This window comes from Xanthomonas cissicola, assembly GCF_008801575.1.
GTDB classification, from domain to species: domain Bacteria; phylum Pseudomonadota; class Gammaproteobacteria; order Xanthomonadales; family Xanthomonadaceae; genus Xanthomonas; species Xanthomonas cissicola.
In genome coordinates this window covers 105,089-129,369 of the sequence record NZ_VZPL01000006.1, presented here as the reverse complement: position 1 = coordinate 129,369, position 24,281 = coordinate 105,089, and the positions used below count along the sequence as shown (strand labels likewise).

Annotated in this window: 19 protein-coding genes and 1 riboswitch; of the genes, 10 read left to right on the top strand and 9 right to left on the bottom strand. The window is 64.0% G+C overall.

Annotation, left to right across the window (positions count from 1 at the left end):
- Window positions 1-114 precede the first annotated feature (114 nt).
- Window positions 115-1,122, top strand: coding sequence for an alpha/beta fold hydrolase (locus F7R02_RS04465; protein ID WP_139371014.1), 1,008 nt, complete (start codon window positions 115-117; stop codon window positions 1,120-1,122).
- A 333-nt stretch (window positions 1,123-1,455) separates the two neighbouring features.
- Here F7R02_RS04465 and F7R02_RS04455 read toward each other — a convergent pair whose 3' ends face one another.
- From F7R02_RS04455 to metX, 3 genes are read right to left on the bottom strand one after another with little or no spacing between them, the layout of a single operon-like run.
- The gene (locus F7R02_RS04455; RefSeq protein WP_167520964.1) at window positions 1,456-2,544 is read right to left on the bottom strand and encodes a homoserine dehydrogenase family protein; all 1,089 of its coding nucleotides are present in this window, start codon (window positions 2,542-2,544) and stop codon (window positions 1,456-1,458) included.
- A complete protein-coding gene (locus F7R02_RS04450; RefSeq protein WP_016849246.1) occupies window positions 2,541-3,758 on the bottom strand; it encodes an O-succinylhomoserine (thiol)-lyase in 1,218 nt (405 codons plus the stop codon). The genes F7R02_RS04455 and F7R02_RS04450 overlap by 4 nt, the downstream gene beginning before the upstream one ends.
- The gene (gene metX, locus F7R02_RS04445; protein ID WP_033480107.1) at window positions 3,755-4,786 is read right to left on the bottom strand and encodes a homoserine O-succinyltransferase MetX; all 1,032 of its coding nucleotides are present in this window, start codon (window positions 4,784-4,786) and stop codon (window positions 3,755-3,757) included. Before metX ends, F7R02_RS04450 begins: the two co-directional genes overlap by 4 nt.
- Before the next feature lie 70 nt (window positions 4,787-4,856).
- Window positions 4,857-4,977, bottom strand: a riboswitch (SAM riboswitch).
- 127 nt (window positions 4,978-5,104) lie between these two features.
- Between metX and F7R02_RS04440 the strand changes: the two genes are divergently transcribed.
- From F7R02_RS04440 to F7R02_RS04425, 4 genes are all read left to right on the top strand, one after another.
- Window positions 5,105-6,010, top strand: coding sequence for a M23 family metallopeptidase (locus F7R02_RS04440; protein ID WP_078590250.1), 906 nt, complete (start codon window positions 5,105-5,107; stop codon window positions 6,008-6,010).
- Between the two features lie 137 nt (window positions 6,011-6,147).
- A complete protein-coding gene (locus F7R02_RS04435; RefSeq protein ID WP_003482377.1) occupies window positions 6,148-7,752 on the top strand; it encodes a peptide chain release factor 3 in 1,605 nt (534 codons plus the stop codon).
- 75 nt (window positions 7,753-7,827) lie between these two features.
- Complete coding sequence (trhA, locus tag F7R02_RS04430) at window positions 7,828-8,472, top strand: PAQR family membrane homeostasis protein TrhA (RefSeq protein WP_003482378.1); 645 nt, start codon at window positions 7,828-7,830, stop codon at window positions 8,470-8,472.
- Window positions 8,473-8,530: 58 nt separating this feature from the next.
- Window positions 8,531-10,486 carry an AsmA family protein gene (locus F7R02_RS04425; RefSeq protein ID WP_078590249.1) on the top strand — a complete coding sequence of 652 codons (1,956 nt, stop codon included), beginning with the start codon at window positions 8,531-8,533 and terminating at the stop codon, window positions 10,484-10,486.
- A gap of 12 nt (window positions 10,487-10,498) precedes the next feature.
- Here the strand turns inward: F7R02_RS04425 and F7R02_RS04420 are convergent, their stop codons facing one another.
- From F7R02_RS04420 to mtgA, 3 genes are read right to left on the bottom strand one after another with little or no spacing between them, the layout of a single operon-like run.
- Entirely contained in the window at window positions 10,499-10,927 is a 429-nt protein-coding gene (locus tag F7R02_RS04420) for a CBS domain-containing protein (protein ID WP_078590248.1), read from the bottom strand.
- On the bottom strand, window positions 10,887-11,933 hold the full coding sequence (locus F7R02_RS04415; RefSeq protein ID WP_078590247.1) for a glycosyltransferase family 2 protein: 1,047 nt from the start codon (window positions 11,931-11,933) through the stop codon (window positions 10,887-10,889). Before F7R02_RS04415 ends, F7R02_RS04420 begins: the two co-directional genes overlap by 41 nt.
- Window positions 11,934-11,935: 2 nt before the next feature.
- Window positions 11,936-12,676: a monofunctional biosynthetic peptidoglycan transglycosylase gene (mtgA, locus tag F7R02_RS04410; RefSeq protein ID WP_033484322.1), complete on the bottom strand. Its 741-nt coding sequence runs from the start codon at window positions 12,674-12,676 to the stop codon at window positions 11,936-11,938.
- A 74-nt stretch (window positions 12,677-12,750) separates the two neighbouring features.
- Between mtgA and hslO the strand changes: the two genes are divergently transcribed.
- From hslO to F7R02_RS04395, 3 genes are all read left to right on the top strand, one after another.
- Window positions 12,751-13,641 (top strand): Hsp33 family molecular chaperone HslO, encoded by an 891-nt coding sequence (gene hslO, locus F7R02_RS04405; protein WP_007967963.1) that lies wholly within the window; start codon window positions 12,751-12,753, stop codon window positions 13,639-13,641.
- Between the two features lie 153 nt (window positions 13,642-13,794).
- Window positions 13,795-14,628: an XOO1806 family protein gene (locus F7R02_RS04400; protein ID WP_003482392.1), complete on the top strand. Its 834-nt coding sequence runs from the start codon at window positions 13,795-13,797 to the stop codon at window positions 14,626-14,628.
- A gap of 243 nt (window positions 14,629-14,871) precedes the next feature.
- A complete protein-coding gene (locus tag F7R02_RS04395; RefSeq protein WP_005919049.1) occupies window positions 14,872-17,772 on the top strand; it encodes a TonB-dependent receptor domain-containing protein in 2,901 nt (966 codons plus the stop codon).
- A 109-nt stretch (window positions 17,773-17,881) separates the two neighbouring features.
- On the opposite strand, the gene F7R02_RS04390 is transcribed toward F7R02_RS04395, so the two are convergent.
- A complete protein-coding gene (locus tag F7R02_RS04390; RefSeq protein WP_003482399.1) occupies window positions 17,882-18,490 on the bottom strand; it encodes a TetR/AcrR family transcriptional regulator in 609 nt (202 codons plus the stop codon).
- A 136-nt stretch (window positions 18,491-18,626) separates the two neighbouring features.
- Here F7R02_RS04390 and F7R02_RS04385 point away from each other — a divergent pair, with 136 nt between their 5' ends.
- On the top strand, window positions 18,627-19,550 hold the full coding sequence (locus F7R02_RS04385; RefSeq protein ID WP_016849240.1) for an alpha/beta fold hydrolase: 924 nt from the start codon (window positions 18,627-18,629) through the stop codon (window positions 19,548-19,550).
- Complete coding sequence (locus F7R02_RS04380) at window positions 19,547-22,021, top strand: acyl-CoA dehydrogenase (RefSeq protein ID WP_005919044.1); 2,475 nt, start codon at window positions 19,547-19,549, stop codon at window positions 22,019-22,021. The genes F7R02_RS04385 and F7R02_RS04380 overlap by 4 nt, the downstream gene beginning before the upstream one ends.
- A gap of 318 nt (window positions 22,022-22,339) precedes the next feature.
- Here the strand turns inward: F7R02_RS04380 and F7R02_RS04375 are convergent, their stop codons facing one another.
- Window positions 22,340-22,693, bottom strand: a complete 354-nt coding sequence (locus F7R02_RS04375) for a DUF1304 domain-containing protein (RefSeq protein WP_005933744.1) — start codon at window positions 22,691-22,693, stop codon at window positions 22,340-22,342.
- 180 nt (window positions 22,694-22,873) lie between these two features.
- Window positions 22,874-24,235, bottom strand: coding sequence for an NTP/NDP exchange transporter (locus tag F7R02_RS04370; protein ID WP_078590246.1), 1,362 nt, complete (start codon window positions 24,233-24,235; stop codon window positions 22,874-22,876).
- Window positions 24,236-24,281: the final 46 nt, after the last annotated feature.

Here is a 24,281-nt window from a genome sequence, read left to right as displayed (position 1 = left end):
ATTTGAGCCTGGTCGCCAGCCATCGTCAGCAACGCGCCTGCAGCGCCCGCTAACCGTCGCCCGGCTGTACGTTCCCACCACATCCGCCGTTGTACCGTCAGCGCCTGGATTTGGATGGAGATCACCATGCGAAAGCGCGTTTGCACCCTCATGCTCGCCCTGGCCAGTAGTCCGCTACTGGCGCAGGAAGCCAGTTATGGCCCGCGCCTGGAAGGCTTCGACTACCCACATCCAGTCAAGACTTATGCGTTCACCTCGCAACAGCAGCCGCTGGAAATGGCCTACCTGGATGTTGCGCCAACCGGCACGCCCAATGGCCACACTGCGGTGCTGTTGCATGGCAAGAATTTCTGCGCCGCCACCTGGGAAGACAGCATCGCAGCGCTAAGCAAGGCCGGCTACCGCGTCATCGCGCCAGACCAGATCGGTTTCTGCAAATCCAGCAAGCCGGCCGCCTATCAGTTTTCGTTCGCGCAACTGGCAGACAATACGCATGCGTTGTTGAAGACGCTCGGCATCGAACGTGCGGTGGTGGTCGGCCATTCGATGGGCGACATGCTAGCCATTCGCTACGCGCTGATGTACCCGCAAGCCACCGAGCATCTGGCGCTAGTGGACCCCATCGGGCTGGAAGACTGGAAGGCCGAAGGCATCCCCTGGCGCAGCGTGGATGCGTGGTACGACAACGAGATGAAAATCAGCTTCGAACGAATCAAGAAGTACCAGATGGACGTGTACTACGCCGGCCAATGGAAGCCGGAATTCGAACGCTGGGCGCGCATGCAGGCCGGCATGTCGCTGGGCAAGGGCAAGCAGGCCGTGGCGTGGAATCAGGCGCTGACCTACGACATGGTCTTCAACCAGCCGGTGGTCTACGAGCTACCCAAACTTGCGGTGCCGACCACGCTGTTCATCGGCCTCAAGGACCGCACCGCCATCGGCAAGGACACCGCATCGCCGCAGGTCAAGGCACGCGTGGGCGATTACACCAAGCTGGGCAAGCGCGCGGCGGCCGCGATTCCGAATGCCAAACTGATCGAGTTTGCCGACCTGGGCCATTCGCCGCAGGTGCAGGACCCGGCGCGTTTCAATGCTGCGCTGTTGAAGGCCATTGCGCAGTAATGCTGTGGGTGGATGAGAGGGCAAGGGTTGGTCGCCCTCTCATCTTCACTGCGGCCGGTCGAAGCCGGCTGCAGCCAGCACCGATGGACAGACGGCGCCGGCACGGCAGTCAACGTGCCGGCAGCCGGAAACCCGCGCGCGCCAACTTTCATCCATCACGCACCCATCCGGCATCCGATCATCTTGCGACCACGCCTGGATCGAACGATCGGCCGTCTGGAGCCCGCACATCCGAGGTTCCAGCGCGTCTGCACGCGCAGCGTCGATCGCGCGCACGCATCCGCACCCCCCGCAAGGCGCACGGCAACGCGCCGCGTCAGCCCGGTCGCGTCATCAGCCGGCCACAATCCGCAGCACATCATCCAGCAGCGCCGCTGCAGTCACTTCGGCCCCGGCGCCTGGTCCCTGGATCAGCAGCGGCTGCGCGCGATAGCGGTCGCTGCTGATCGCCACCCGATTATCGGTCCCGGCACCGCCTGCCAACGGGTGATCCAGCGCCAGTTCGCGCAAGCCCACGCTCGCTCCATGCGCGTCCACACGGCCGACAAAGCGCAGGCAACGCCCTGCCGCACGCGCCTGCTGCCAACGCGTCCCCACCACCGCATCCAGCGCGCCCAACTGCGCATCCAGCTCAGCAAGCGGCAGCCTGGCAATCGTGGCAGGCACCAGCGACTCCACATGCACCTGCTCGGCCTCCAGCTGCCACCCCGCGGCACGCGCCAGGATCAGCAGCTTGCGCCGCACATCCTCTCCAGAGAGATCGATGCGTGGATCCGGCTCGGTATAACCAGCCACCATCGCTTCCCGCACGCAGGCGGGAAACGCGCCACTGCCGTCGTAACGATGAAACAGCCACGCCAACGATCCGGACAACACGCCTTCGATCGAATGAATGCGGTCCCCACCGGCGACCAAGGCGCGCACGCTGCTCAGCACCGGCAGTCCCGCGCCCACAGTGGCGCTATCGCCATAATACGCGCCGCTGGCATGGCGGGCCGCGTGCAGCGCCTGTGCACGCGACAACGCGGTGCCCTGGCCCAGTTTGTTGGCGGTCACCACATGCACGCCGCGCTGCAACCATTCGACATGCCAATCGGCAACGACATCGCTGGCAGTCGCATCCACCAGCACATCGCCGGCACGCAGCGCGGTGGTTTCTGCCCACGGCTGCAAGACCGTCTGCCCGCGCGGCGCCGCATTGGCGTGCTGCAGGGCCTGCTCGGCGCTGACGCCACAATCCTGCGCAACACGTGAATTGGCCAGCCAATCGAAGCGCGGCAAGCGTAGTTGGCGCTGCTGCAGCGCGGTGTAGCGCGTCACGAAAGCGCGCCCCACGGTGCCGGTCCCCAGCAAGGCCAGCCGCGGCGTCGGCGTCACTGCAGCGACCGGAGCGCGGCGCGAAACGGGCAGGACATTGCTCACGCGTCGACCTGTTTGCGGCTGGCGTTAGTCAGGGTCGCTTCGGCACGGGCCAGACCGGCGCGCAGATCGGCCAGCAGATCTTCGGCCGATTCGATCCCGATCGACAAGCGCAGCAAGCCATCGGAAATGCCGGCTGCCGCACGCGCTTCGGCGGTCATTGCCGCGTGCGTCATCGAGGCCGGATGCGCGATCAGGCTTTCCACGCCGCCCAACGATTCGGCCAGGGTGAAGTAACGCAAGCCATCGACGAACGCACGCACGGCCGCTTCGCCGCCTTCCAGTTCGAAACTCATCATCGCCCCGAAGCCCTTCTGCTGGCGCGCGGCCAGTGCGTGGCCCGGATGCGAGGCCAGACCCGGGAAATACACCTGATTCACCGCCGCATGTCCATCCAGCAGCGCGGCGATCGCATCGGCGTTTTCCTGATGCACGCGCAGCCGGGCATCCAGCGTGCGCAGACCGCGCAAGGTGAGGAAGGCATCGAACGGCGAGCCGGTCAGGCCCAACGCATTGGCCCACCACACCAGTTGCTGATGCAGCTGGGCATCGCGTGCCACCACCGCACCGCCCACCACATCGCTATGGCCGTTGATGTATTTGGTGGTGGAATGCAGGACCAGATCGGCACCGAAATCCAGCGGCTTCTGCAATGCCGGCGACAAGAAGGTGTTGTCCACCACCGTCAGTGCGCCGACCTTCTTTGCAGCTTCGATGACGAAGCGCAGATCGGTGATGCGCAGCAGCGGGTTGGACGGTGTTTCGATCAGCACCAGTTTGGGCGACTGCGCCAATGCATCGGCCAGCGAGCGCGGGTCGGTCAAGTCAGCGGTGACCAGCGCGAAGTGGCCCTTCTTGGCCAACGCATTGAACAGGCGCCAGCTGCCGCCGTACGCATCGTGCGGCACCACCAGCGTATCGCCGGGCTGCAGCACTGCGTTGAGCACCAGATTGATCGCACCCATGCCGGTGGAGGTGATCACGCCGCCCGCGCCGCCTTCCAGTTCGGCCAGCGCTTCGCCTAACAGGTCGCGGGTCGGATTACCGCTGCGGGTGTAGTCGTACTGGCGCTTGTTGCCGAAACCATCGAACGAGAAATTCGACGACAGCACGATCGGCGGGGTCACCGCACCGTAGGCGGTGTCGCGATCGATACCGGCACGCACGGCGGCAGTGGCAGCAGTACAGGGGGTGTCGGCGGGGTCACGAAAGCTCATGGGGTTTCTCCGGTGCTGCGAAGGGCGGTAGTGAGGATTGCGTCGATGCGATCGATTTCTTTCAGGAAGGCGTCGTGCCCGTACGGCGAGCGCAACACGCGCAGGCTGCCGCGCGGGCCAAGGCCTTCGACCAGGCTGACCATGTCGGCCAGCGGCACCAGGCGGTCGCCCTCCACCGCCACCACGACGGTAGGCACGCGCACTTGCGCGGGGTCGATGCGATGCAGGTCGATGGATTCGGACAGGCGCAGATATGCGTTCACCGGCGTGCGCGCCACGTACTGCGCGCCAGCGGCGTCCAGGTAGTCTTCAGCGGCCACACGCACCCGGCCATTGATCACTTCCGGGGGCGCATCGAAGCGCTCGCTGAATTCTTCCGGCGTGCGGTAGCTGAGCATGGCGAACTGACGCGCCAGCGCCAGGCCATGCTGCTCCGCGCACTGCAGCTGGCCCAGCGCCACCGCGCGACGTTGCAGGGCACGCCAGGCCGCGGCGTACGGGTGCGCGCGGTGTGCGCCGCTCACCGCGACCAGGGTGCCGACACGGGCCGCGTGGCGAATTGCGAATTGCAAGCTCACCAACGCACCGTAGGAATAGCCGACAAAACCGTGCAAGCGCCCGATGCCCAGCGCATCCAGCAAGGCGGCAATCGCATCGGCCTGATCGGCGGTATCGATCGGCGCGTCCAGGATGCCGTCGGCACCGAGAAAATCGAATGCCAGCAGGCGGCGCGATGCCGGATCCAGCGCGCGGCCACTGCCCACCAGCCCATCCACCCAGCCCTTCTCGGGGAACAGGTTGCTGGCCGCCAGATGGCGGTGTGCGGAAATCCCGCCGGCCACGAACACCACCGGCGCATTGGCGGCGCCGATCAGTTCATAGCGCAGCCGCAGCTCGCGCATGCCGGCATGGCGCATCGGCAGGGCGATGACAAGTTCGCCGCGCACGGCGGTGATGCCGTCGTCGCTGCTGGCGGGGGTGTCAACGAAATCGTTGGTAGAAGGCGATGCTGTATTCACGAGGCTCATGGCGATATCCAGGGTGGATCGGCCATCGAGCTTCGCGGAGCTCGCGTTCGACGTGCGCAAGGCACGATTCGAACCATCTTTCGGCGAACGCGCAGGTCCCCGCAGGATTTGGCACCAAACGCGGACGCTTGCGCGCTCCGCTGGCTGCCCCGGCATCAAAGGGCCTGTCCCTCCGCCGGTCTCGATGGTGAGGCTAAGATGCCACCGGATTTTCGCGATGTCAATCTCTTCATGCGGATGGAAAGATATATTTTCATCCGATACCACTACGGTCGACGCGGGGCCGCATACTTGCGCCCCCTTGCTCGAGTCGATGGCGTGCCCTACCAAGTGTCTCGCACCGCCCTGCCCGCCCTGATTGCGGCATGCGTTTTGCTGCCGGCCTGGGTCCCTGCGGTACACGCGCAGCAGCGTTGGCAGTGGCCTGCCGCCGCAACGCCTTCGTCCCAGACACCGGGCGCACCGTCCACGATGGCATCTTCAGGCAGTGGCGCCTCGCTGCAACTGGAGTGGCAGGCACCGGTGTACCTGGCCTGGGTCACCAATCCGCTGGCCGGGCCTGCGCAACTGCGCCTGAGCGCTCTGTCCAGCGAGGATTACCGCGCCGTGCCGCAGTTACCGCTGACGCTTGAGTTGGCCGCACATGAGCGCCGCCTTGTGAGCCGGCTGTATCCGGCCAGCAACCAGCGCACCCTGGGCGGTTTCGGGCTGACGCTCGAGGTGGTGCCGGGCAATCCGGGGGCCGCCCCGCAGCCGGTGCGTTATCAATTGCCATTCCACAACGTGCCGGTGCAGGTGGCGCAGGGCTTTGGGGGGCAGTTCAGCCATGCCGATCCGCCCAACTGGTATGCGGTGGACTTCGCCATGCCGCAGGGCACGCCGGTGCTGGCAGCGCGCGAGGGCGTGGTCATGCAAGTGCAGCGCGATGTCCTCGACAGCACCCCGAACGACCCCACCGCTGGCGGCGGCAACCTGGTGCGCGTCCTGCATGCCGACGGCAGCATGGCCCTGTACGCCCACTTGGCGCCCAATGGCGTGGCCGTGCGACCGGGCCAGGCGGTGCGCACCGGCGAGCGGCTTGGCGCCTCAGGCAATACCGGCTTCAGCACCGCGCCGCACCTGCATTTCGCGATCCAGCGCAATGCAGGCATGCAGTTGCTCTCGCTGCCGTTCCGCATGCTCGGCCCGCAGGGCGAACTGCATTTTCCCTCGCCGGCGCCTTGACCGTCGCCGGGCCGACAGACGTGCGCCGCCCGAATCGCACGGCGCCCGCGCCTTCCACAAAAGCGTGCCGCAGCGAAGCCGCTATAATCGTCGGCTTCCTCAGTTTCCGCAGGCGTCCGACCGGGCGCGCCCCGCCCATGTCCGAAGTCTCCAACGAAGCCGCGCGCCGCCGCACCTTCGCCATCATTTCCCACCCCGATGCCGGCAAGACCACGCTGACCGAAAAACTGTTGCTGTTCGGCGGCGCGATCCAGATGGCCGGCTCGGTGAAGGGCCGCAAGGCCGCACGCCATGCCACCTCGGACTGGATGGCGCTGGAAAAAGAGCGCGGCATCTCGGTGACCTCCTCGGTCATGCAGTTTCCGTACGAGGGCAAGATCGTCAACCTGCTCGACACGCCCGGCCACGCCGACTTCGGCGAGGACACCTATCGCGTGCTCACCGCGGTGGACTCGGCGCTGATGGTCATCGACGTGGCCAAGGGCGTGGAAGAACGCACCATCAAACTGATGGAAGTCTGCCGGCTGCGCGACACCCCCATCATGACCTTCATCAACAAGCTCGATCGCGAAGGCAAGAACCCGATCGATCTGTTGGATGAAGTGGAAACCGTGCTCGGCATCCAGTGCGCGCCAGTCACCTGGCCGATCGGCATGGGCCAGCGCCTCAAGGGCGTGGTGCACCTGATCTCCGGCGAAGTGCATCTGTACGAACAGGGGCGCAATTTCACCCGTCAGGATTCCACCATCTTCCCCTCGCTGGATGCGCCCGGCCTGGTCGAAAAGATCGGCGAGCAGATGCTGGCCGAGCTGCGCGAGGAGCTGGAACTGGTGCAAGGTGCCAGCAACCCGTTCGATCTTGACGCGTACCGCGCGGGCCAACAGACCCCGGTGTTCTTCGGTTCGGGTGTCAACAATTTCGGCGTGCAACCGTTGCTGGATTTCTTCGTCGAACACGCACCGCCGCCGCAGACGCGTGAGACCACCGGCCGCCGCGTGGAGCCGACCGAAGCCAAACTGAGCGGCTTCGTTTTCAAGATCCAGGCCAACATGGATCCGCAGCATCGCGACCGCGTGGCCTTCATGCGCGTTTGCTCTGGCAAGTTCACTGCCGGCATGAAGACGCTGCATGTGCGCAGCGGCAAGGACGTCAAATTGGCCAACGCACTGACCTTCATGGCGTCCGATCGCGAGATCGCCGCAGAAGCGTGGCCGGGCGATGTCATCGGCATCCACAACCACGGCACCATTTCCATCGGCGACACCTTCACCGAAGGCGAATCGCTGTCGTTCACCGGCATTCCCAACTTCGCGCCGGAACTGTTCCGCCGCGCGCGCCTGCGCGATCCGCTCAAACTCAAGCAATTGCAGAAGGGTCTTGCACAGCTGTCCGAAGAAGGCGCCACGCAATTCTTCCGCCCGTTGATGAGCAACGACCTGATCCTAGGCGCGGTCGGTGTACTGCAGTTCGACGTGGTCGCGTATCGGCTCAAGGACGAATACGGTGTGGATGCGATCTTCGAGCCGGTGAGCGTCACCACTGCACGCTGGGTGCACTGCGACAACCCCAAGAAGCTGGAAGAATTCCGCGAGAAAAATGCCGGCAACCTGGGCATCGACGCGGCCGGCGAGCTGGTGTACCTGGCACCGACCCGCGTGAATCTGCAGCTGGCGCAGGAACGCGCGCCGGATGTGCGCTTCTCGGCCACCCGCGAACATGCGCATGTCAAGGCGGTCGATTGACCTGCGCGTGACCTGCAGCAAGCGTGCGGGACCGCTGGCGATGCGAATTGCTCGCAATTGCGGTACCTTTTTGGCATGAACGCAGACGCCTCCCCCTCGACCGACTTGCGCGACGAAATCGCCAGCGCCGTCACGCACGGCCTGGGGGCGATTGCCGCACTGGCCGGTGGTTCGGTGCTGATCACGCTGGCCGCCATCTATGGCGATGGCTGGCAACTGGCCACCGCCATCGTGTTCAGTGCCACGCTGGTATTGCTCTACGTCGCCTCCACGCTGTTCCATGCCATTCCGCATCCGGGCGCCAAGGCGCGCCTGCAGGTGCTCGATCATTGCGCGATCTATCTGCTGATCGCCGGCACCTACACACCGTTTACGTTGATCAATCTACGCGGCCCGTGGGGCTGGGGATTGTTCGCCGCCATCTGGACGATCGCCGCCGCCGGGGTGATCTTCAAACTGTTTTTTACCGGTCGCTTTCGATTGCTCTCGACGGTGCTGTATCTGGCGATGGGCTGGCTGATCATCGTGGCCATCGAGCCGCTGCTGCGCTCTGTCGACACCTGGTCGCTGTGCTGGCTGCTGGCTGGCGGGCTCTTCTACACCTTGGGCACGTATTTCTACCAACGCGACACCCAGCGTTACTTCCACGCCATCTGGCATCTGTTCGTGCTCGCCGGTAGCGCCTGCCACTTCGTTGCGGTGATTGCGCAGGTGATGTGATCTGTGACCAACACCGCGTTCGCGCGCCGTGCACGAGCCATCGCCAACCATTGCGCACGTGAATAACGTGCCCTCCTCTCCCGCTGCTTCGCCCGCCCGCGTATCGCGCCGTCGCCGCTGGTGGATCGGACTCGGCATCGTTGCTGCGCTCGTGGCGATCTTCGTCCTGCTGTTCGACTGGAACTGGTTACGCGGGCCGGTCGAACGCGCAGTCAGTGCGAAGACCGGGCGCGAATTTCATCTCGGTCATCTGGATGTCGATCTGGGCCGTATCACCACGGTGCGTGGCGAGCGATTGAGCCTGGGCAATGCATCGTGGTCCAAGCGCGGCGCAATGGCAGAACTGAATGCGGCAGAGATCGATGTCGAATTCTGGCCACTGCTGCGCGGCAAGCTGCGGTTGCCGGAGATCCGGCTGGAGCACCCCACGCTGTTGCTGGAAGCCGGCAACGACAGCCATCCCGGTAACTGGGTCTTCGACAAGAGCGATGGCGACGGGAGCATGCCGCGCCTGGGCCGCCTGTTGGTTACCAACGGGCGGCTGCAATATATCGACGATGCCACCCGCTCGGATGTGGATGTGGCCATCAACAGCCTGGCACCGCCCAGCAGCGACCAGCGCGCCGCACCGATCGGCATCGACGGTGAGGGCCGCTGGAAAGGCTACCCATTCTCGCTCAAGGGCAATACCGCCTCGCCGCTGGAATTGAGCCAAAGCGAACATCCTTTCCGCATCGATCTGCGCGGCAGCGCGGGCGCCACGCGGACGCATGTGCGCGGCACGTTGACCAATCCATTCCAGTTCCGGGTGTTCGACCTGCAGATGGCGCTCAGCGGCCAGGATATGGAAGACCTCTATCCGCTGATCGGCGTTGCGATGCCATCTACGCCTCCTTACAAGCTGGACGGCCGCTTGCGCCGCGATGGCGATGTCTGGCGCTATGAAAAGTTCACCGGCACTGCCGGCGACAGTGATCTTTCCGGCACTGCAGAAATCGACCTGCGCAACAAGCGCCCGTTCCTGCGCGCAGACCTGGCTTCCAAACGACTGGATTTCGACGACCTGGCCGGTTTCGTTGGCGCGCCGCCCAAGACCGGAACCAACGAATCGGCAAACGCCGAGCAGAAAAAGCAGGCCGCGCAGCTTGCCACCAGCGCGCGCGTTCTGCCGACAACGCCGTACGACCTGTCCAAATTGCGCGCGATGGACGCGCAGGTGCGTTGGCGCGCACAGCGCATCAACGCACCGTCCTGGCCACTGGACGACATGGATGCCTCGTTGACGTTGAAGGACGGCCTGCTGCGGCTGGATCCATTGAACTTCGGCGTCGCCGGCGGCGATATTCGCTCCACCATCGGCATGGACGCGCGCAAAGCAGTCATCACCACCCAACTGAAGGCCAGCATTCGCGGCATTCGTCTGGATCAGCTGTTTCCCGATGCCACGCTCGCCAAGCAGGCCTCGGGGGCGATCGGCGGCGAGCTGGATCTGCGTGGCCGCGGCAACTCCATCGCCGCGATGCTCGGCAGCGCCGATGGCAGCATCGGCGTCGGCATGGGCCGCGGCCATGTCGGCAACCTGATCATGGAGCTGGCCGGCCTGGACATCGCCGAATCGCTGAAATACCTGCTCACCAAGGACCGCCAGATTCCCGTGCGCTGCATCTTCGGCGACTTCGGCGTACAGGACGGGCTGATGCAGTCGCGGGCACTGGCTTTCGATAGCACCGACACGATCATCGTCGGCGAAGGCAACATCAGCCTCAAGAACGAAACACTCGATCTGCTGCTGCGCCCGCGCCCGAAAGATCGAAGCATCCTCAGCCTGCGCTCGCCGTTGCGGATCGGCGGCACTTTCAAGGACCCAAGCTTCCGCCCCGACTTCAAGGCGCTAGGCGTGCGCGGCGCGATCGCGGTCGCACTCGGCAGCATCGCACCACCGGCTGCCCTGCTGGCAACCTTCGAACCGGGCCCGGGCAAAGACAGCGATTGCGGCGGCAAATACGCGCAGTAATGCAGCGCAGCGTCAGCTGGCGATGTAACGCTGCAGCTGGTCGATATCCTGTCGCTGCGCTTCGATCACCGCCTTGACCAGGTCGCCAATCGAAATCACGCCTTGCACGCGGCCGTTCTCGACCACCGGCAGATGGCGAAAGCGTCCGTCGGTCATCAGTTGCATGCAGCGCTCCACCGTGTCCGACGGCGACACTGTCACCACCTCGGCGCTCATGATCTGCGCGACGCTGGTCGTAGAAGACGAGCGATCGCGCAGTACCACCTTGCGCGCGTAATCGCGCTCGGAGACGATGCCGACCAAGCGCGGCCCTTCCATCACCAGGACCGCGCCGATGGCCTTCTCGGCCATCAGGCGAATCGCCTCGATCACCGCGGCATCGGCGGCAACGGCAAATACCTCAACCTGCTTGGTCCCCAACAGCTGTCGTACGGTCTGCATGGCCCGCTCCGCGCTTGCTCTGGTGATCGCAGCCTACTCCTACCGCGCCGCGGTGGGTATCGACCAGATACAACGGGCGCTGCTTGGCCTCGTCGTACAAGCGGCCCAGGTATTCGCCAATCAGGCCCAGAGCAATCAGCTGAACGCCCCCCAGAAACAGGATCACCGACATCAGCGTCGGCCAACCGGCCACGGGGTCGCCCACCAGCGCAGCCTTGATGACGACCCAGGCACCGAACAGGAATGCCAGCAGCGCGGTAAGCAGGCCCAGATACGTGGCCGCGCGCAGCGGCACGGTGGAAAAACTGGTAATGCCATCGAGTGCGAAATTCCACAGCCGCCAGACCGTGAACTTGCTGTGTCCGGACAGACGCGGCTCACGCCGATACGGCAGCGCCACCTGGCGAAACCCGACCCAACCGAAGAGCCCCTTCATGAAACGGTGGCGTTCGCGCAGCTGCTGCAAGGCTTGCACGACACGTGGCGACAGCAAGCGGAAATCACCGGTATCGGCAGGAATCGGGGTGCGCGACAAGCGCCTTATCACACGATAAAACGCATGCGCAGCGCCACGTTTGAGCCAACTCTCGCCCTCGCGAATGACCCGCGTACCGAAGATGTTGTCGTAGCCGCCACGCCACAACGCAACGAATTCCGGGATCAGTTCCGGTGGATCCTGGCCATCGGCATCGAGCAACACCACAGCCCCCGGCAGCACATGGTCCAGTCCGGCAGAAATCGCCACTTCCTTGCCGAAATTACGCGACAGCCGCACCGCACTCACCTGCGCATCCGCCTCGGTCAGCGCATGCAACACCTCCCAGGTGCCATCGGTGCTGCCGTCGTCGACATACAGCACGTGCGTCTGCAGTGCAGGCAGCTGCGCCAACACCGCGCACAGGCGCGGATGCAGCAGGGGAATGCTGGTTTCTTCATTGAAGGCCGCGATGAGCACCGTCAGGCGTTCGGACGCAACCGGCAACTGGGCAGTGGCGATGGCGCTCACCGTCAGGGCGCCTGCAGATAGGCAGGGCCGCCCAACTGGCGCGCCTGTCGCTGGATCCACCCCGCACGTCGCTGCACGAATGCGCCCGGACGACGCGCGTCATAGCGCCGTGGCGATGGCAACACCGCCGCCAGGCGTGCCGATTCGCTCGGCGACAAGCCTGCCGCATCCTTGCTCCAGAACTGCTGCGCAGCCGCTTGCGCGCCATACACCCCGTCGCCGAATTCGGCCACGTTGAGATACATCTCCAGGATGCGTTGCTTCGGCCAGAACAGCTCGATCAACACCGTGTACCAGGCTTCCAGGCCCTTGCGCACCCAGCTGCGCTCCTGCCAAAGGAACACATTCTTGGCGACCTGCTGGCTGATGGTGCTGGCGCCGCGCACGCGTCCACCGCGGGCATTGTGATCGCGCGCCTTCTCGATCGCCTGTAGATCGAAACCATGGTGCATCGGAAACTGCTGATCCTCCGCGGCCACCACCGAAATCGGCAGGCTTGCGGCGATCTTGTCGTAATCACGCCACTGCCGATGCAGCGAAAAGCTCCAGTCGCCCTCGCCCCAGGCTTCCAGGTAACGCCCCGCCATCATGCTGCTGATCGGCGGATCGACCACCCGCAAGATCAGCACCTGCAGCACGCTCGCCGCTGCAAATAGCAGCGGTGCCGCCATCAGCCAGCGCAACCAGCGCCGCGCGCGCCGCGGTGGCGCCGCCTGCTTGCCATCCCATGCATCCGTCCCCATTGTTCGCTACGACCTTCAATCCCGATGCCCGCCGCATTATCCGGCAACCAGCGTCCCTTACGCCCGATGTTTCCATGACCGATCACGATCAGCTTTCCCGTTTCCTGCTGCCCGCCGCTGGCGTGCGCGGCGTCCATGTGCGCCTGACCAAGGCCTGGCACGACATCCAGGGGGCCGCCGAGTATCCGCCCGCCGCGCGCCAACTGCTCGGCGAAGCCGCGGTGGCCGCTGCACTGTTCACCGGCCACACCAAGGTCGACGGGCGCCTGTCGGTGCAACTGCGCGGCAACGACATCCTGCGCACCCTGTTTGCCGAATGCACCGCGGCCGGCACCTTGCGCGGCATCGTGCAGTTGGCCGAGGGCGCGGATGCGCCGACCGACCTGCGCGAACTGGGCGAGGCCGCGCTGCTGGCGATCACCATCGAGAACCCCGGCCTGGACCCGCGCGAGCCGCAGCGCTACCAGAGTCTGGTCGGCATGCAGGCACCGGACCTGGCCGAAGCGTTCGAAACCTATTTCCAGCAGTCCGAACAGTTGCCGACGCGCTTGCTGCTGGCCGCTGGCCCGGATCAGGCCGCCGGCCTGCTGTTGCAGAAGCTCCCCGGCGACGAAGGCGACACCGATGGCTGGACCCGGATTGGCGCCCTGTTCGACACCCTGGGCGCACCGGAGCTGCTCTCGGTCGCCGGCCAGGACCTGCTGCACCGTCTGTTCCACGAGGAAGAGCCGCAGTTGCTCGGCAGCAAACCGCTCAGCTTCGGCTGCTCCTGTTCGCGCGAGCGGGTCGCCTCGATGCTGCAATCGCTAGGCGAGGAAGAGGCGCGCGCGGCCGCCGAGGCAACGGGCGAAGTCGAGGTGCGTTGCGAATTCTGCGGCCGTGAGTATCACTTTCCGTTGACCGCGCTGGACGTACTTTTCAACGCGGCGCAGCCCTCGCAGGAAGCGCCAGAAAGGTTGCAATAGATAGGATGACGGTTGCGTTCTTGGGGGGACGCGACCACTTGTTAAATAATCATAAACACCCTAGCATCCTACCTGCCCGCTCTCGGGAACTTAACAACTGCCCCTGGGTCTGACCTTGGTATGCGATATCTACTGCGCCTCCCGCTAGCTTTGATGGTTGCCCTTGCGGCGGCCACAGGCGTGCACGCGCAGTCGGCGCAGCAGTTGCGCGAAAGCACCATCCTGCCGGTGTGGAACAAGGGCAGCGGCAAGGTGGAGGCCTTTTTGTACCTGGAGCCGACCGGCGAGCAGAAAGCCGGTGCGCGCTGGCATTTCGGTCGCAACTCGCTCGATGCCGCGTTCGGCCTGAGCTCCGGCGACTCGCTTGGCCTGCTCTGCAACAGCAGCCGCGGCACCAATATCAGCGGTCTTGCCAGCCATTGCCTGCTTGCAGGCATCGGCGATGACGAAGAAGACAGCGCGGCTGCCTCGCGCCGCGTGTCCGGCACGCTGGGCTTCAATCGCGGCGGTGGCCGGGTTGGCGTCACCGCCGGCACCGGCCGCGACACCCTGCCCGCCTGGCTGATCGGTGCCGGCAAGGCCCCGTTGACGCGTGTCGAGCAAAACGACCTCACCGTTTTTGGGCAGAAGAACATCGGTCGCGAAGGCTTTGTTTCGATCGGCGGCACGTATGCGCGCGCACGCCTGGTGCCGCTGGCCGACGTGTCCCCGGCCATTGCCGATCAGTGGGACAGCAAGACCTTGAGCGTTGGCGGCGGCTATGGCGCTTTCAGCGCCAACGTCATCGGCCGCGTTGTCGACGTCCCCGGCCAGCCCGAAAAATGGGAAGGCCTGGGCCTGGGCCTGACCTGGCGCACTCCCTGGAGCGGCCAGCTCACCGTTGGCGCCGAGAACGTCATTTCCCGCGGTAAGAACCCGTTCGCGCCAAGCAACGAGAGCAACAGCGACGGTACGGTTCCGTACGTCAGATACGAGCAAGACCTGTAACCGACTGATTCCAAAGCATTTATCTAGACGCCATCGGCCCACAGTCGGTGGCGTTTTTCGTTGTGGATAGAGCGCCAGGCTGCCACTTTCACAACCTTCTTCTTTTTCGTTAACGGGACTTTAATTTCTCTCGCAACGCATATACCATCGGTTCACCCTGACGTTTTGGATCCGCTTTTTTCGGAACCCCCGGCAGGCAAAACAACCCTTGGCAGTACCCAAGATCACTTGGAGAGAGAGCTAATGAATTGCAAGTCCAACAAGCTGCGCGATGCAGTTGTCCTCGCGCTCGTCGTGGGTGTGGGCGGTACCGGCACCGCCATCGCCCAGGAAGCCGGCACTACGAATCTCGACAAGATCGAGGTGACGGGTTCGCGTATCCGCCAGGTCGATAGCGAGACAGCCCAGCCGGTGCTGCTAATCAGCAGGGATCAGATCGAAAAGCAGGGCTTCAAGTCGGTTGCGGACATCCTGCAGAACATTCCGACCGCGGGCTCGCCGGCCATCAGCCGCACCTCGCCGCTGAGCTCCGGCGAAAACGTCGGTGGTTACTACATCGACCTGCGCAACCTGGGTGCCAACCGTACCTTGGTCCTGGTTGACGGCCACCGCCTCGGCATCACCAACGGCGGCCTGCAGGACGTTGCCTCGATCCCGGCCGTCATGGTTGAGCGCATCGAAGTCCTGAAGGACGGCGCATCCACGATCTACGGTTCCGACGCGATTGCAGGCGTGATCAACATCATCACCCGCAAGGATTTCGAAGGCGCCGAAGCGAACGTCTACATTGGCCAGTGGGGCCAGGGCGACGGTCAGCGCGACGTGTACGACTTCACGATGGGCTTCCGTGGTGATCGCGGCTCGCTGACCGCCGGCGTCGAATACACCAACGAAGACCCGGTCTGGGCACGCAACCGCTGGTTCAGCCGCGCCCGATTCCCGACTGGGGAAAAGACCGATCCGCGTCCGGGCGGTCTTTCGGGAACCACTGAATTTGGTCGTTTTGCTTATACCAATGCTGCAGGCGGCACCTCGACGCGCACGCTGCGCCGCGACGTTGCTGGGCTGGATCCGGCTGACTTTTCCAGCTATCGCGCGCTCAACGGCACCGACACCTCCAATCCCTCGCTGGCATCCACGGTTTACAGCGGCATCAAGCGCAAATCGGCGTTCCTCAATGGGCACTTCGATTTCACCGACAATGTCGCGTTCGACACCAGCGTTCTGTACACCGACCGCGAGTCGTTCGCACAGAACGCCGGCTATCCGATGCAGAGCGCCAATTTCGACCTGAGCAGCGGCGGCCTGTCCATCGACAGCGTCTTCAATCCGCTGGGTAATCAGGCGACCGGCACTCTGCCTGCAGGCGTCGCCCCGCAGGCTGTTCAATATGTCCGGCGTGGCTGGGAAGTTCCGCGCGAAGTTCAGAACAATTTGACCACCTCGCGATTCACGGGCAAGTTTAGCGGTAATTTCAATTTCGGCGAGAAATACTGGGATTGGGAAGCGGGCTTCCTTTACAACCAGAATAAAGGCACGCAGATCAGCACTGGTAATCTCAATACCTATGCCGTCGGCCAGGCCACCGGTCCGTCCTTCATCAATTCCGAGGGTGTGGCACAGTGCGGCACCGCCGCGAACCCGATTACCCTCGGCTCCGGCCCCGGGGCATGCACGCCCTGGAATCCGCTGGTTCCGTTCGGCTACAACGCGCCGAATGGCTTGAACGACCCCAACGTCCAGGCTTACCTGTATCAGCCCGGCCAGGCGCTGTCCGAAACCACCACCAAGAACTACTTCGCAAGCGTTTCCGGCATCCTGGCCTCGCTGCCAGCTGGCGACCTGGGCGTAGCGGTTGGCGTGGAACGTCGCGAAGAAACCGGCTCGTTCTCGCCAGATGCACTCGCACAGACGGGTATCTCGACGGATCTGGCCGCCGGCCCGACCCGCGGTGGCTACAACCTCAACGAAGTCTATGCCGAGTTGCAGGTTCCGTTGCTGGCGGACCTTCCCGGCGCCAAGGAATTGAGCGTCACGTTGGCAACGCGTTATTCGGATTACGACACCTTTGGCAATACGACCAACAGCAAGTTCGGATTCAAGTGGAAGCCGTTCGAGTCCGTGCTGGTGCGTGGTACATGGTCGGAAGGTTTCCGCGCGCCGACCGTTGCAGACTTGTTCGGCGGCCTGTCGCAGAGCTTCGAGAACTACACCGATCCGTGCGATACCTCGTTCGGCCCGGCTGCCGGCAATGCACGCTGCCTGGCTGATGTGCCGGCTGGTTTCCGTCAGCTCAATGCGTCGGGCGTCGCTCCCGCACCGGGCCCTGGCGAACAGACGAATGTGCCGTTCGTTTCCGGCTCGACTCCTACGCTGACCCCGGAAACCTCGACCTCCAAGACGCTTGGCCTGGTGTGGAGCCCCGGTTTCATCACCGGCCTCAACGCCTCGCTGGATTGGTGGAATATCCGCATCGAAAACACCATCGTTGGCGACACGCCGACCGACCTGCTGGACGATTGCTACCTGCGCGGTATCGAGTCGCGTTGCGTGGGCTTTACCCGTAACGCAGCGGGCAACATCACCAGCCTGTCGTTCGGCCTGCGCAATGCGGGCTATGTTGAGACCGAAGGCTTCGACTTCGATCTGAATTATCGCTTCGAGACGCAGTGGGGCAACTTCACCACCTCGCTGTTGAACACCTATGTGTCCAAGAACGAACTGAAGGCCGACAACACCAGCAATCCGCCAAGCCAGCAGAACGGATTCGGCGGCAACTTCCGCGTCCGCTCCAACCTTTCGGTGAACTGGCAGTGGGACGATTGGTCCGTGACCTGGAGCGCGCGTTACTACTCGCGTACCAAGGAGCGTTGCTTCGCCGCCGATCGCTGCAGCCTGCCTGACTTCACTGCTCCCGAGTTCCAGGGCGCAACTGTTGGCATGAACGAGCTCGGCTCCAACACCTTCCACGATCTGCAAGTGGCTTATGCCCTTCCGTGGAACGCAACAGTTGCCGTCGGTGCGAACAACATCTTCGAACACTATTCGGCACCCGCTTATGGCCAGCCCAACTCCGGCTACTCCTATTACGGTGGCTACGACATTGGTCGCTTCATGTACATGAAGTATCAGCAGCGTTTCTGATTTAAAATTGGAATAAAGTAAGTTATGAAAAAACGGCCCCAAGGGGCCGTTTTTTGTTGGCGAGCGCCAAGATTCGAACAGAAAATCCGTTTGCCTTACAATGGTCTGCTCACCCCGGAATCAACGTCTGGATCACATGCTCGACGTAGGCTTCGAAATCTTCCCGGGCCGGCTTGGGCTGTTGCAATTGCAGTGAGAGTTGCAGGAAGCCGACATAGGCGGCGTAGGCCAGGCGGGCGCGGTGCTGGGCATCGGTACGGGTAAGGCCGGCCTGGCGGAACGAGGCGATGAGGTAATCGAGGCGACGTTGCGAAACGCGGTCGATGACCGGGCGTACGGCCGGGTGATCGAGTGCCTTGAGCAGTTCGCTATAGATGACGTGCGGTTTGACTTCGTGGGCAACCAGCTGGAACAAGGCGCGCAAGCGGGCGCTGGGGTCGGGCACGTCTTCCAGGCTGCCGAACACTTCCTTTTGCTCGAAGATTTCCCAGCGCTCGAGGGCGGCCTGCAGCAGGGCATCGCGCGAGGGGAAGTGCCAGTAAAAGCTGCCTTTGGTGACGCCGAGCCGGCGCGCCAACGGCTCGACTGCAACCGCGCCCACCCCTTGTTCGGCGATCAGGTCGAGCGCGGCCTGTGCCCAATCGTCCGCGCTGAGGCGATTGCCGCGACCGGAACTGGCGCGGGGCGTGGTGAGGCTGGAGTCGATGGTGTCGTTCATGCCGCGATTTAACCATACGCTTGTGTCAGTTGCAGTATGCATCACGAAATTGACATATCAGCGCCATGATTCCGTGGCCTAACCGTCCATACGATTGAGTATTGACAGCAGTCATCGTGCATCCATACCATTAAGTATGGTCATCTCGCCCGCTAGCCTTGCCTCCGCTGCGTCCGTGTCCAGCGTCAACGCTGGCGATGCAGTGCTCGCGGTGTCGATGCGGGGTAGCGAACACGCGCCGTCGGTAGTATTCGCGCATGGCTTTGGACAGACCCGACATGCCTGGGAAGCGACCGCCACGACGCTGGCTGACAGGGGCTACCGCACCTTGTCGTACGACGCGCGCGGGCATGGCGATTCCAGCGCCAATGCGGTGGGCCTTCCCTACTCGGCAACGCAGTTCACCGACGATCTGATCGTGCTGGCCGGCGAGCAGCCCGAGCCGCCAGTGCTGGTTGCTGCGTCGATGGGGGGCTTGTTCGGGCTACTGGCCGAAGCGCGGTGGCCAGGCCTGTTTCGTGCCATCGTGCTGGTCGACATCACACCACGCTGGGATACCACGGGTGTGGAGCGCATCCTGCGTTTCATGACCGCGCATCCGGACGGTTTTGTATCGCTGGATGCGGCTGCCGATGCGATTGCCGTCTACCTGCCGCATCGGCCGCGCAAGACGCCGGGCCAACTGCAGGCATTGCTGCGGCAGCGTGCCGATGGGCGTTGGCGCTGGCACTGGGATCCACGCCTGGTCGACGAACTGGCCGGCCAGGATGCCCAGCTCCAGCAGCATGCATTGCTGGAGGCGGCAGCACAGGTGCGTTGCCCGATGCTGCTCATCAGCGGCGGACGCAGCGATCTGGTGACGCCAGCCAACATCGCCGAATTCCTCTCCATCGCGCCGCATGCGCAGCATGTGCATCTGCCCCATGCCACGCACATGCTGGCAGGCGACGACAACACCACGTTTACCGCCACCGTGTTGCATTATCTGGACGCACTGCCGGCGGCTTGCACCATCGCAGCGTCCAACACTACCGAGCATGTCACTGGAGCAAGACCATGAGCATCATTGCACCGTTCCTCCTCGTCATCCTGGCGGCGGGTATCGCTGCCTATCACCGGATGCGCCTTGCCACGTGGGTTGCGATCAGCGCCTGTGTGCTGGTGGCGTGCTGGCTGCTGGGTGCCAATCTCACCGCCACCATCGTGGCCGCCGCGCTGGTGGTGCTGATCTCCGCACCAGTGCTGCTGCCGTTCCTGCGCAAGCCGCTGCTGACCACGCCACTGATGGGCTTCTTCCGCAAGGTGCTGCCGCCGCTGTCGCAGACCGAGCGCATCGCACTGGAAACCGGCTCGGTCGGTTTCGAAGGCGAGCTGTTCACCGGCGATCCGGATTGGCAGAAGCTGTTGAACTATCCCAAGCCGCAACTCACCGCCGAAGAGCAGGCCTTCCTGGATGGCCCGGTGGAAGAGCTATGCAAGATGATCAACGACTGGGAAATCACCCACGTCCACGCCGACCTGCCGCCGGAGCTGTGGGACTTCATCAAGAAGAACAAGTTCTTCGGCATGATCATTCCCAAGCAGTATGGCGGCCTGGGTTTCAGCGCGCTGGCGCACCACAAGGTGATCCAGAAGCTGTCCTCGATCTCCAGCGTGGTCAGCTCCACCGTCGGCGTGCCCAACTCGCTCGGCCCCGGTGAGCTGCTGCTGCATTACGGCACCCCCGAGCAGAAGGACTACTACCTGCCGCGGCTGGCGGTCGGTGCGGAAGTGCCGTGCTTCGGCCTGACCGGTCCGTTCGCCGGCTCCGATGCCACCTCGATTCCGGATTACGGCATCGTTTGCAAGGGCGAGTGGAATGGCGCCAACGTGCTGGGCGTCAAGCTCACCTTCGACAAGCGCTACATCACCCTGGCACCGGTCGCCTCGCTGATCGGCCTGGCGTTCCGCGCCTACGATCCGGATGGTCTGATTGGCGACAAGAAGGACATCGGCATCACCCTGGCGCTGCTGCCGCGCGAAACCCCGGGCGTGGAAATCGGCCGCCGCCATTTCCCGTTGAATTCGCCGTTCCAGAACGGCCCGATCCATGGCGAAGAGGTGTTCATCCCGCTGAGCCAGCTGATCGGTGGCGTGGAGATGGTCGGCAAGGGCTGGAACATGCTCAACGAGTGTCTGGCTGTTGGCCGTTCGATCACCCTGCCCTCCACTGCTAGCGGCGGCAGCAAGGCCGCGGCGGTGGTCACCGGTGCGTATGCGCGTATCCGCAAGCAATTCGGCCTGTCGGTCGGCCGTTTCGAGGGCGTGGAAGAAGCGCTGGCCCGTATCGGCGGCAAGGCCTATGCGATCAGTGCGCTGTCGCAGGCCACGGCCGCAGCGGTGGATCGCGGCGATGTGCCGTCGGTGCCGTCGGCGATTGCCAAGTACCACTGCACCACCATGGGCCGCGAAGTGGTCAGCGACATGATGGACGTGATCGGCGGCAAGGGCATCATCCTGGGGCCCCGCAACTTCGCCGGCCGCGCCTGGCAGGCCGCGCCGATCGGCGTGACCGTGGAAGGCGCCAACATCATGACCCGCAGCCTGCTGATCTTCGGCCAGGGCGCCATCCTGTGCCATCCGTGGGTGTTGAAGGAAATGCAGGCCGCGCAGGATCCCGATACCCGTCGTGGTCTGGAGCAGTTCGACCAGAGCCTGTTCGGTCATATCCGCTTCGGCATTTCCAACGCGGTGCGCTCGTTCTGGTTCGGCCTGACCGGTGCGCGTCTCGGTGCGGCGCCGGGCGATGCGTATACCCGTCGGTTCTTCCGCAAGCTGGATCGCTATTCGGCCAACCTGGCCTTGATGGCCGACGTCTCGATGCTGATGCTGGGCGGCAAGTTGAAGTTCAAGGAGTCGCTGTCCGGTCGCTTGGGCGATGTGCTGAGCCATATCTACATGACCAGCGCGATCCTCAAGCGTTATCACGACGAGGGCGCACCGGCGAGCGACCAGCCGCTGCTGGCCTGGGCCTTCCACGACAGCGTGCACAAGATCGAAACCGCGCTGTCGGCGGCGCTGCGCAACTTCCCGATCCGCCCGGTGGGCTGGTTGATGTGGGTGCTGATCTTCCCGTTGGGCCGTCGCGCCGAAGCGCCTGGCGACCGCCTCGGCCATCGTGTGGCTTCGCTGTTGATGACGCCCAACGAGGCGCGCGACCGTCTGGCCAAGGGCGTGTTCCTCACGCCGTGCGCCAACAATCCGGGCGGCCGTATCGCCAGCTACCTGACCAAGGCGGTGATGGCCGAACCGGTGGAGCGCAAGTTCCTGAAGGCGCTCAAGACCAAGGGCATCGAAGCGCTGGATTTCCCGGCGCAGCTGGACGAAGCCGTGGCAGAAGGCGTGATCAGCATGGAAGAGCGCAAACTGCTGGAAGAGCTGCGCGAGATCATGATGGACACCATCACCGTGGACGACTTCGATCCGCATGAGTTGCGTGCGGCCAGCTTCTACGACAAGCCGCAGGTGCAACAGCCACGCGAAGCCGCGTAAGGCATAAGCTTGGGCGAGAATAGACCACGGCGGGCTTCGGCCCGCCGTGGTTGTTTGTGGAGATGGGGTCTTGTCACCAGCATGCTGCCCGCAGCTTCATCGGCTGCGGTCTTCGCGGCAGAACGCATGCACCGGCGGCGCAATCTGCTGGCCGGCTATCGAATGAGCACGTGCCAGGGGCGAACGCGTGGGAGAGTCGCGCACGTCACACGCTGGCAGCAGCCAGGCGCTGAGGCTACAGAACAAGAGCGCATCGCAGCCATTCCCCACTCCTGCGTGCGGCGAACCTGCGTGCAGCGAACAGCTGCCGCAGCTGGATCAGAACGGCAACCACACCAGCGCCAAGGCGATCAACGCCGGCAGCGCCTGCACGAAGAAGATGCGGCGATTGACGCTGTAGGCGCCGTAGCAACCTGCCACAACCACGCAGACCAGGAAGAAGCTCAGCACGTCGGGGCGGGCGGCCAGTGCGCCCCAGAGCAGGCCCGCGGCAAGGAAGCCGTTGTAGAGCCCCTGGTTGGCCGCCAGCACGCGGGTGGCCTGCGCCTTCTCAAGGCTATTGCGGAAGGTCTTCAAGCCCAGCGGATGCGTCCACAGCACCATTTCCAATACCAGGATGTAGACGTGCAGCAGTGCGATGCACACGCCGGCAACGATGGCGAACAGGGACATGGCAGACCGCCTCGACAAATGGTGCCGCCAGCATAGCCGCGATTGCGGTCGCTCTGTTCGGCACACCTGCACTACCGAGCTGGTGAGTGCGCTTCTGGCGCTGCCAGAGTGAGAAGCAGTCCGTCTGCGTGGTCGATGCCAAGCGCCAAGCTGCATCTGCCACGTGTGCTGTGGCGGTGCTTACTCGGAAACGCGCTTGTCCGTCTCCACGTCGCGCTCGGCGGGTAGCTTGCGCGCTTGGCGCAACAGGCCGAACGCGCCGACCGTCATGCCGGTCGCCACGAGCAGGCCGACGCCGAACACCGCGCTGGAGCCGAACGCGGAGACCAGCTTGTGCACCCAAACGAAGGTGAGATCGCCACCGCGATAGACCACCGTGTCGATGGCGGCGCCAGCCTTGTAGCGCCACTCGCGATTTACCCGCGTGTACAGCGTTTCGCGCGCAGGCTTGGCCAGTGCGAATTCGCTGGAGCGGGTAATCACCTGCACGATCGCAATCATCATCGGCAACGGCGACGCCGCCAAAGCCGCGTAGCCCAGCATGATTGCAACGCCCGGGATCAACAACGCCGGCGCGATGCCAAAGCGCGACAGCAACGCGCGCGTCACCAGCAGCTGCAGCACCAGCGCCAGCGCATTGATCGCCAGGTCGATGCTGGAGTAATAGGCGGTGGCCGTCGCTGCATCGGTGTAAAGCCGCCGCACCAGCGCCGCCTGCTCGTTGTAGAGCAAGGTCCCCACGCCCACGCCAAACAACACCATGAAGGCCAGCCAGCGCAACAGCGGTTCATGCACGATCAGCTTGAGGCCGCCGAGTACATCGCCGCCCATTGGCAATTCGCCAGAACTGAGCTGGCCCTCCTGTTCGCGCGCAACGGCCCACAGCCGCAGGCGCAGCACGCAAACCACGCAGACCGCCAAAAACCCGGCCGACACCAACATCAGATGCGCGATGCCGATACGTTCGACCAGTACGCGCGTCAGGACCGGGCCCAGAAACGCGCCCAGCGTGCCTGCCGCGCCGATATAGCCGTAGTAACTACGCGCTTGGGCATTGCTGAAGACATCGGCCATGAAACTCCAGAACACCGCCACCGCAAACAGGTTGAAGACGGTCACCCACAAAAAGAACGCCATGCCACGGCCCGGCACGCCGCTGTCGAACAGCACATAGAACAGCAGCAGGGTCGCGATGAAGAAGCCGTACACCCCCGGCAGGAACACCCGCCGCGGATAACGGCTGACCAGAGCGCCGTAGACCGGTTGCAGCAGCACCATGATCAGGAAGGTGCAGGTAAACAGCACCTGCAGCGTGAAGTCCTTCAGCGGCACACCGTGCGCGGCGAAGAACGCGATCATGCCAGTGGGAAAGAGTGCCTCTACATCGGCCGAGGCACCCATCGCTTCGCGCACCGGACGCAACACGTAGTAACCGCTGAGCAGACAAAAGAAGTAAAGAAACGACCACGCCAGTGGCGGCGAGCTACGCAGTGCCGCGCGCAAACGGCCAGCCGCAGATCGCGGCGCAGAGGGGCTGGTCATGAGGTAACGGCCGCTCGCACAAGCGGGCCCGACAGAAAAAACATGA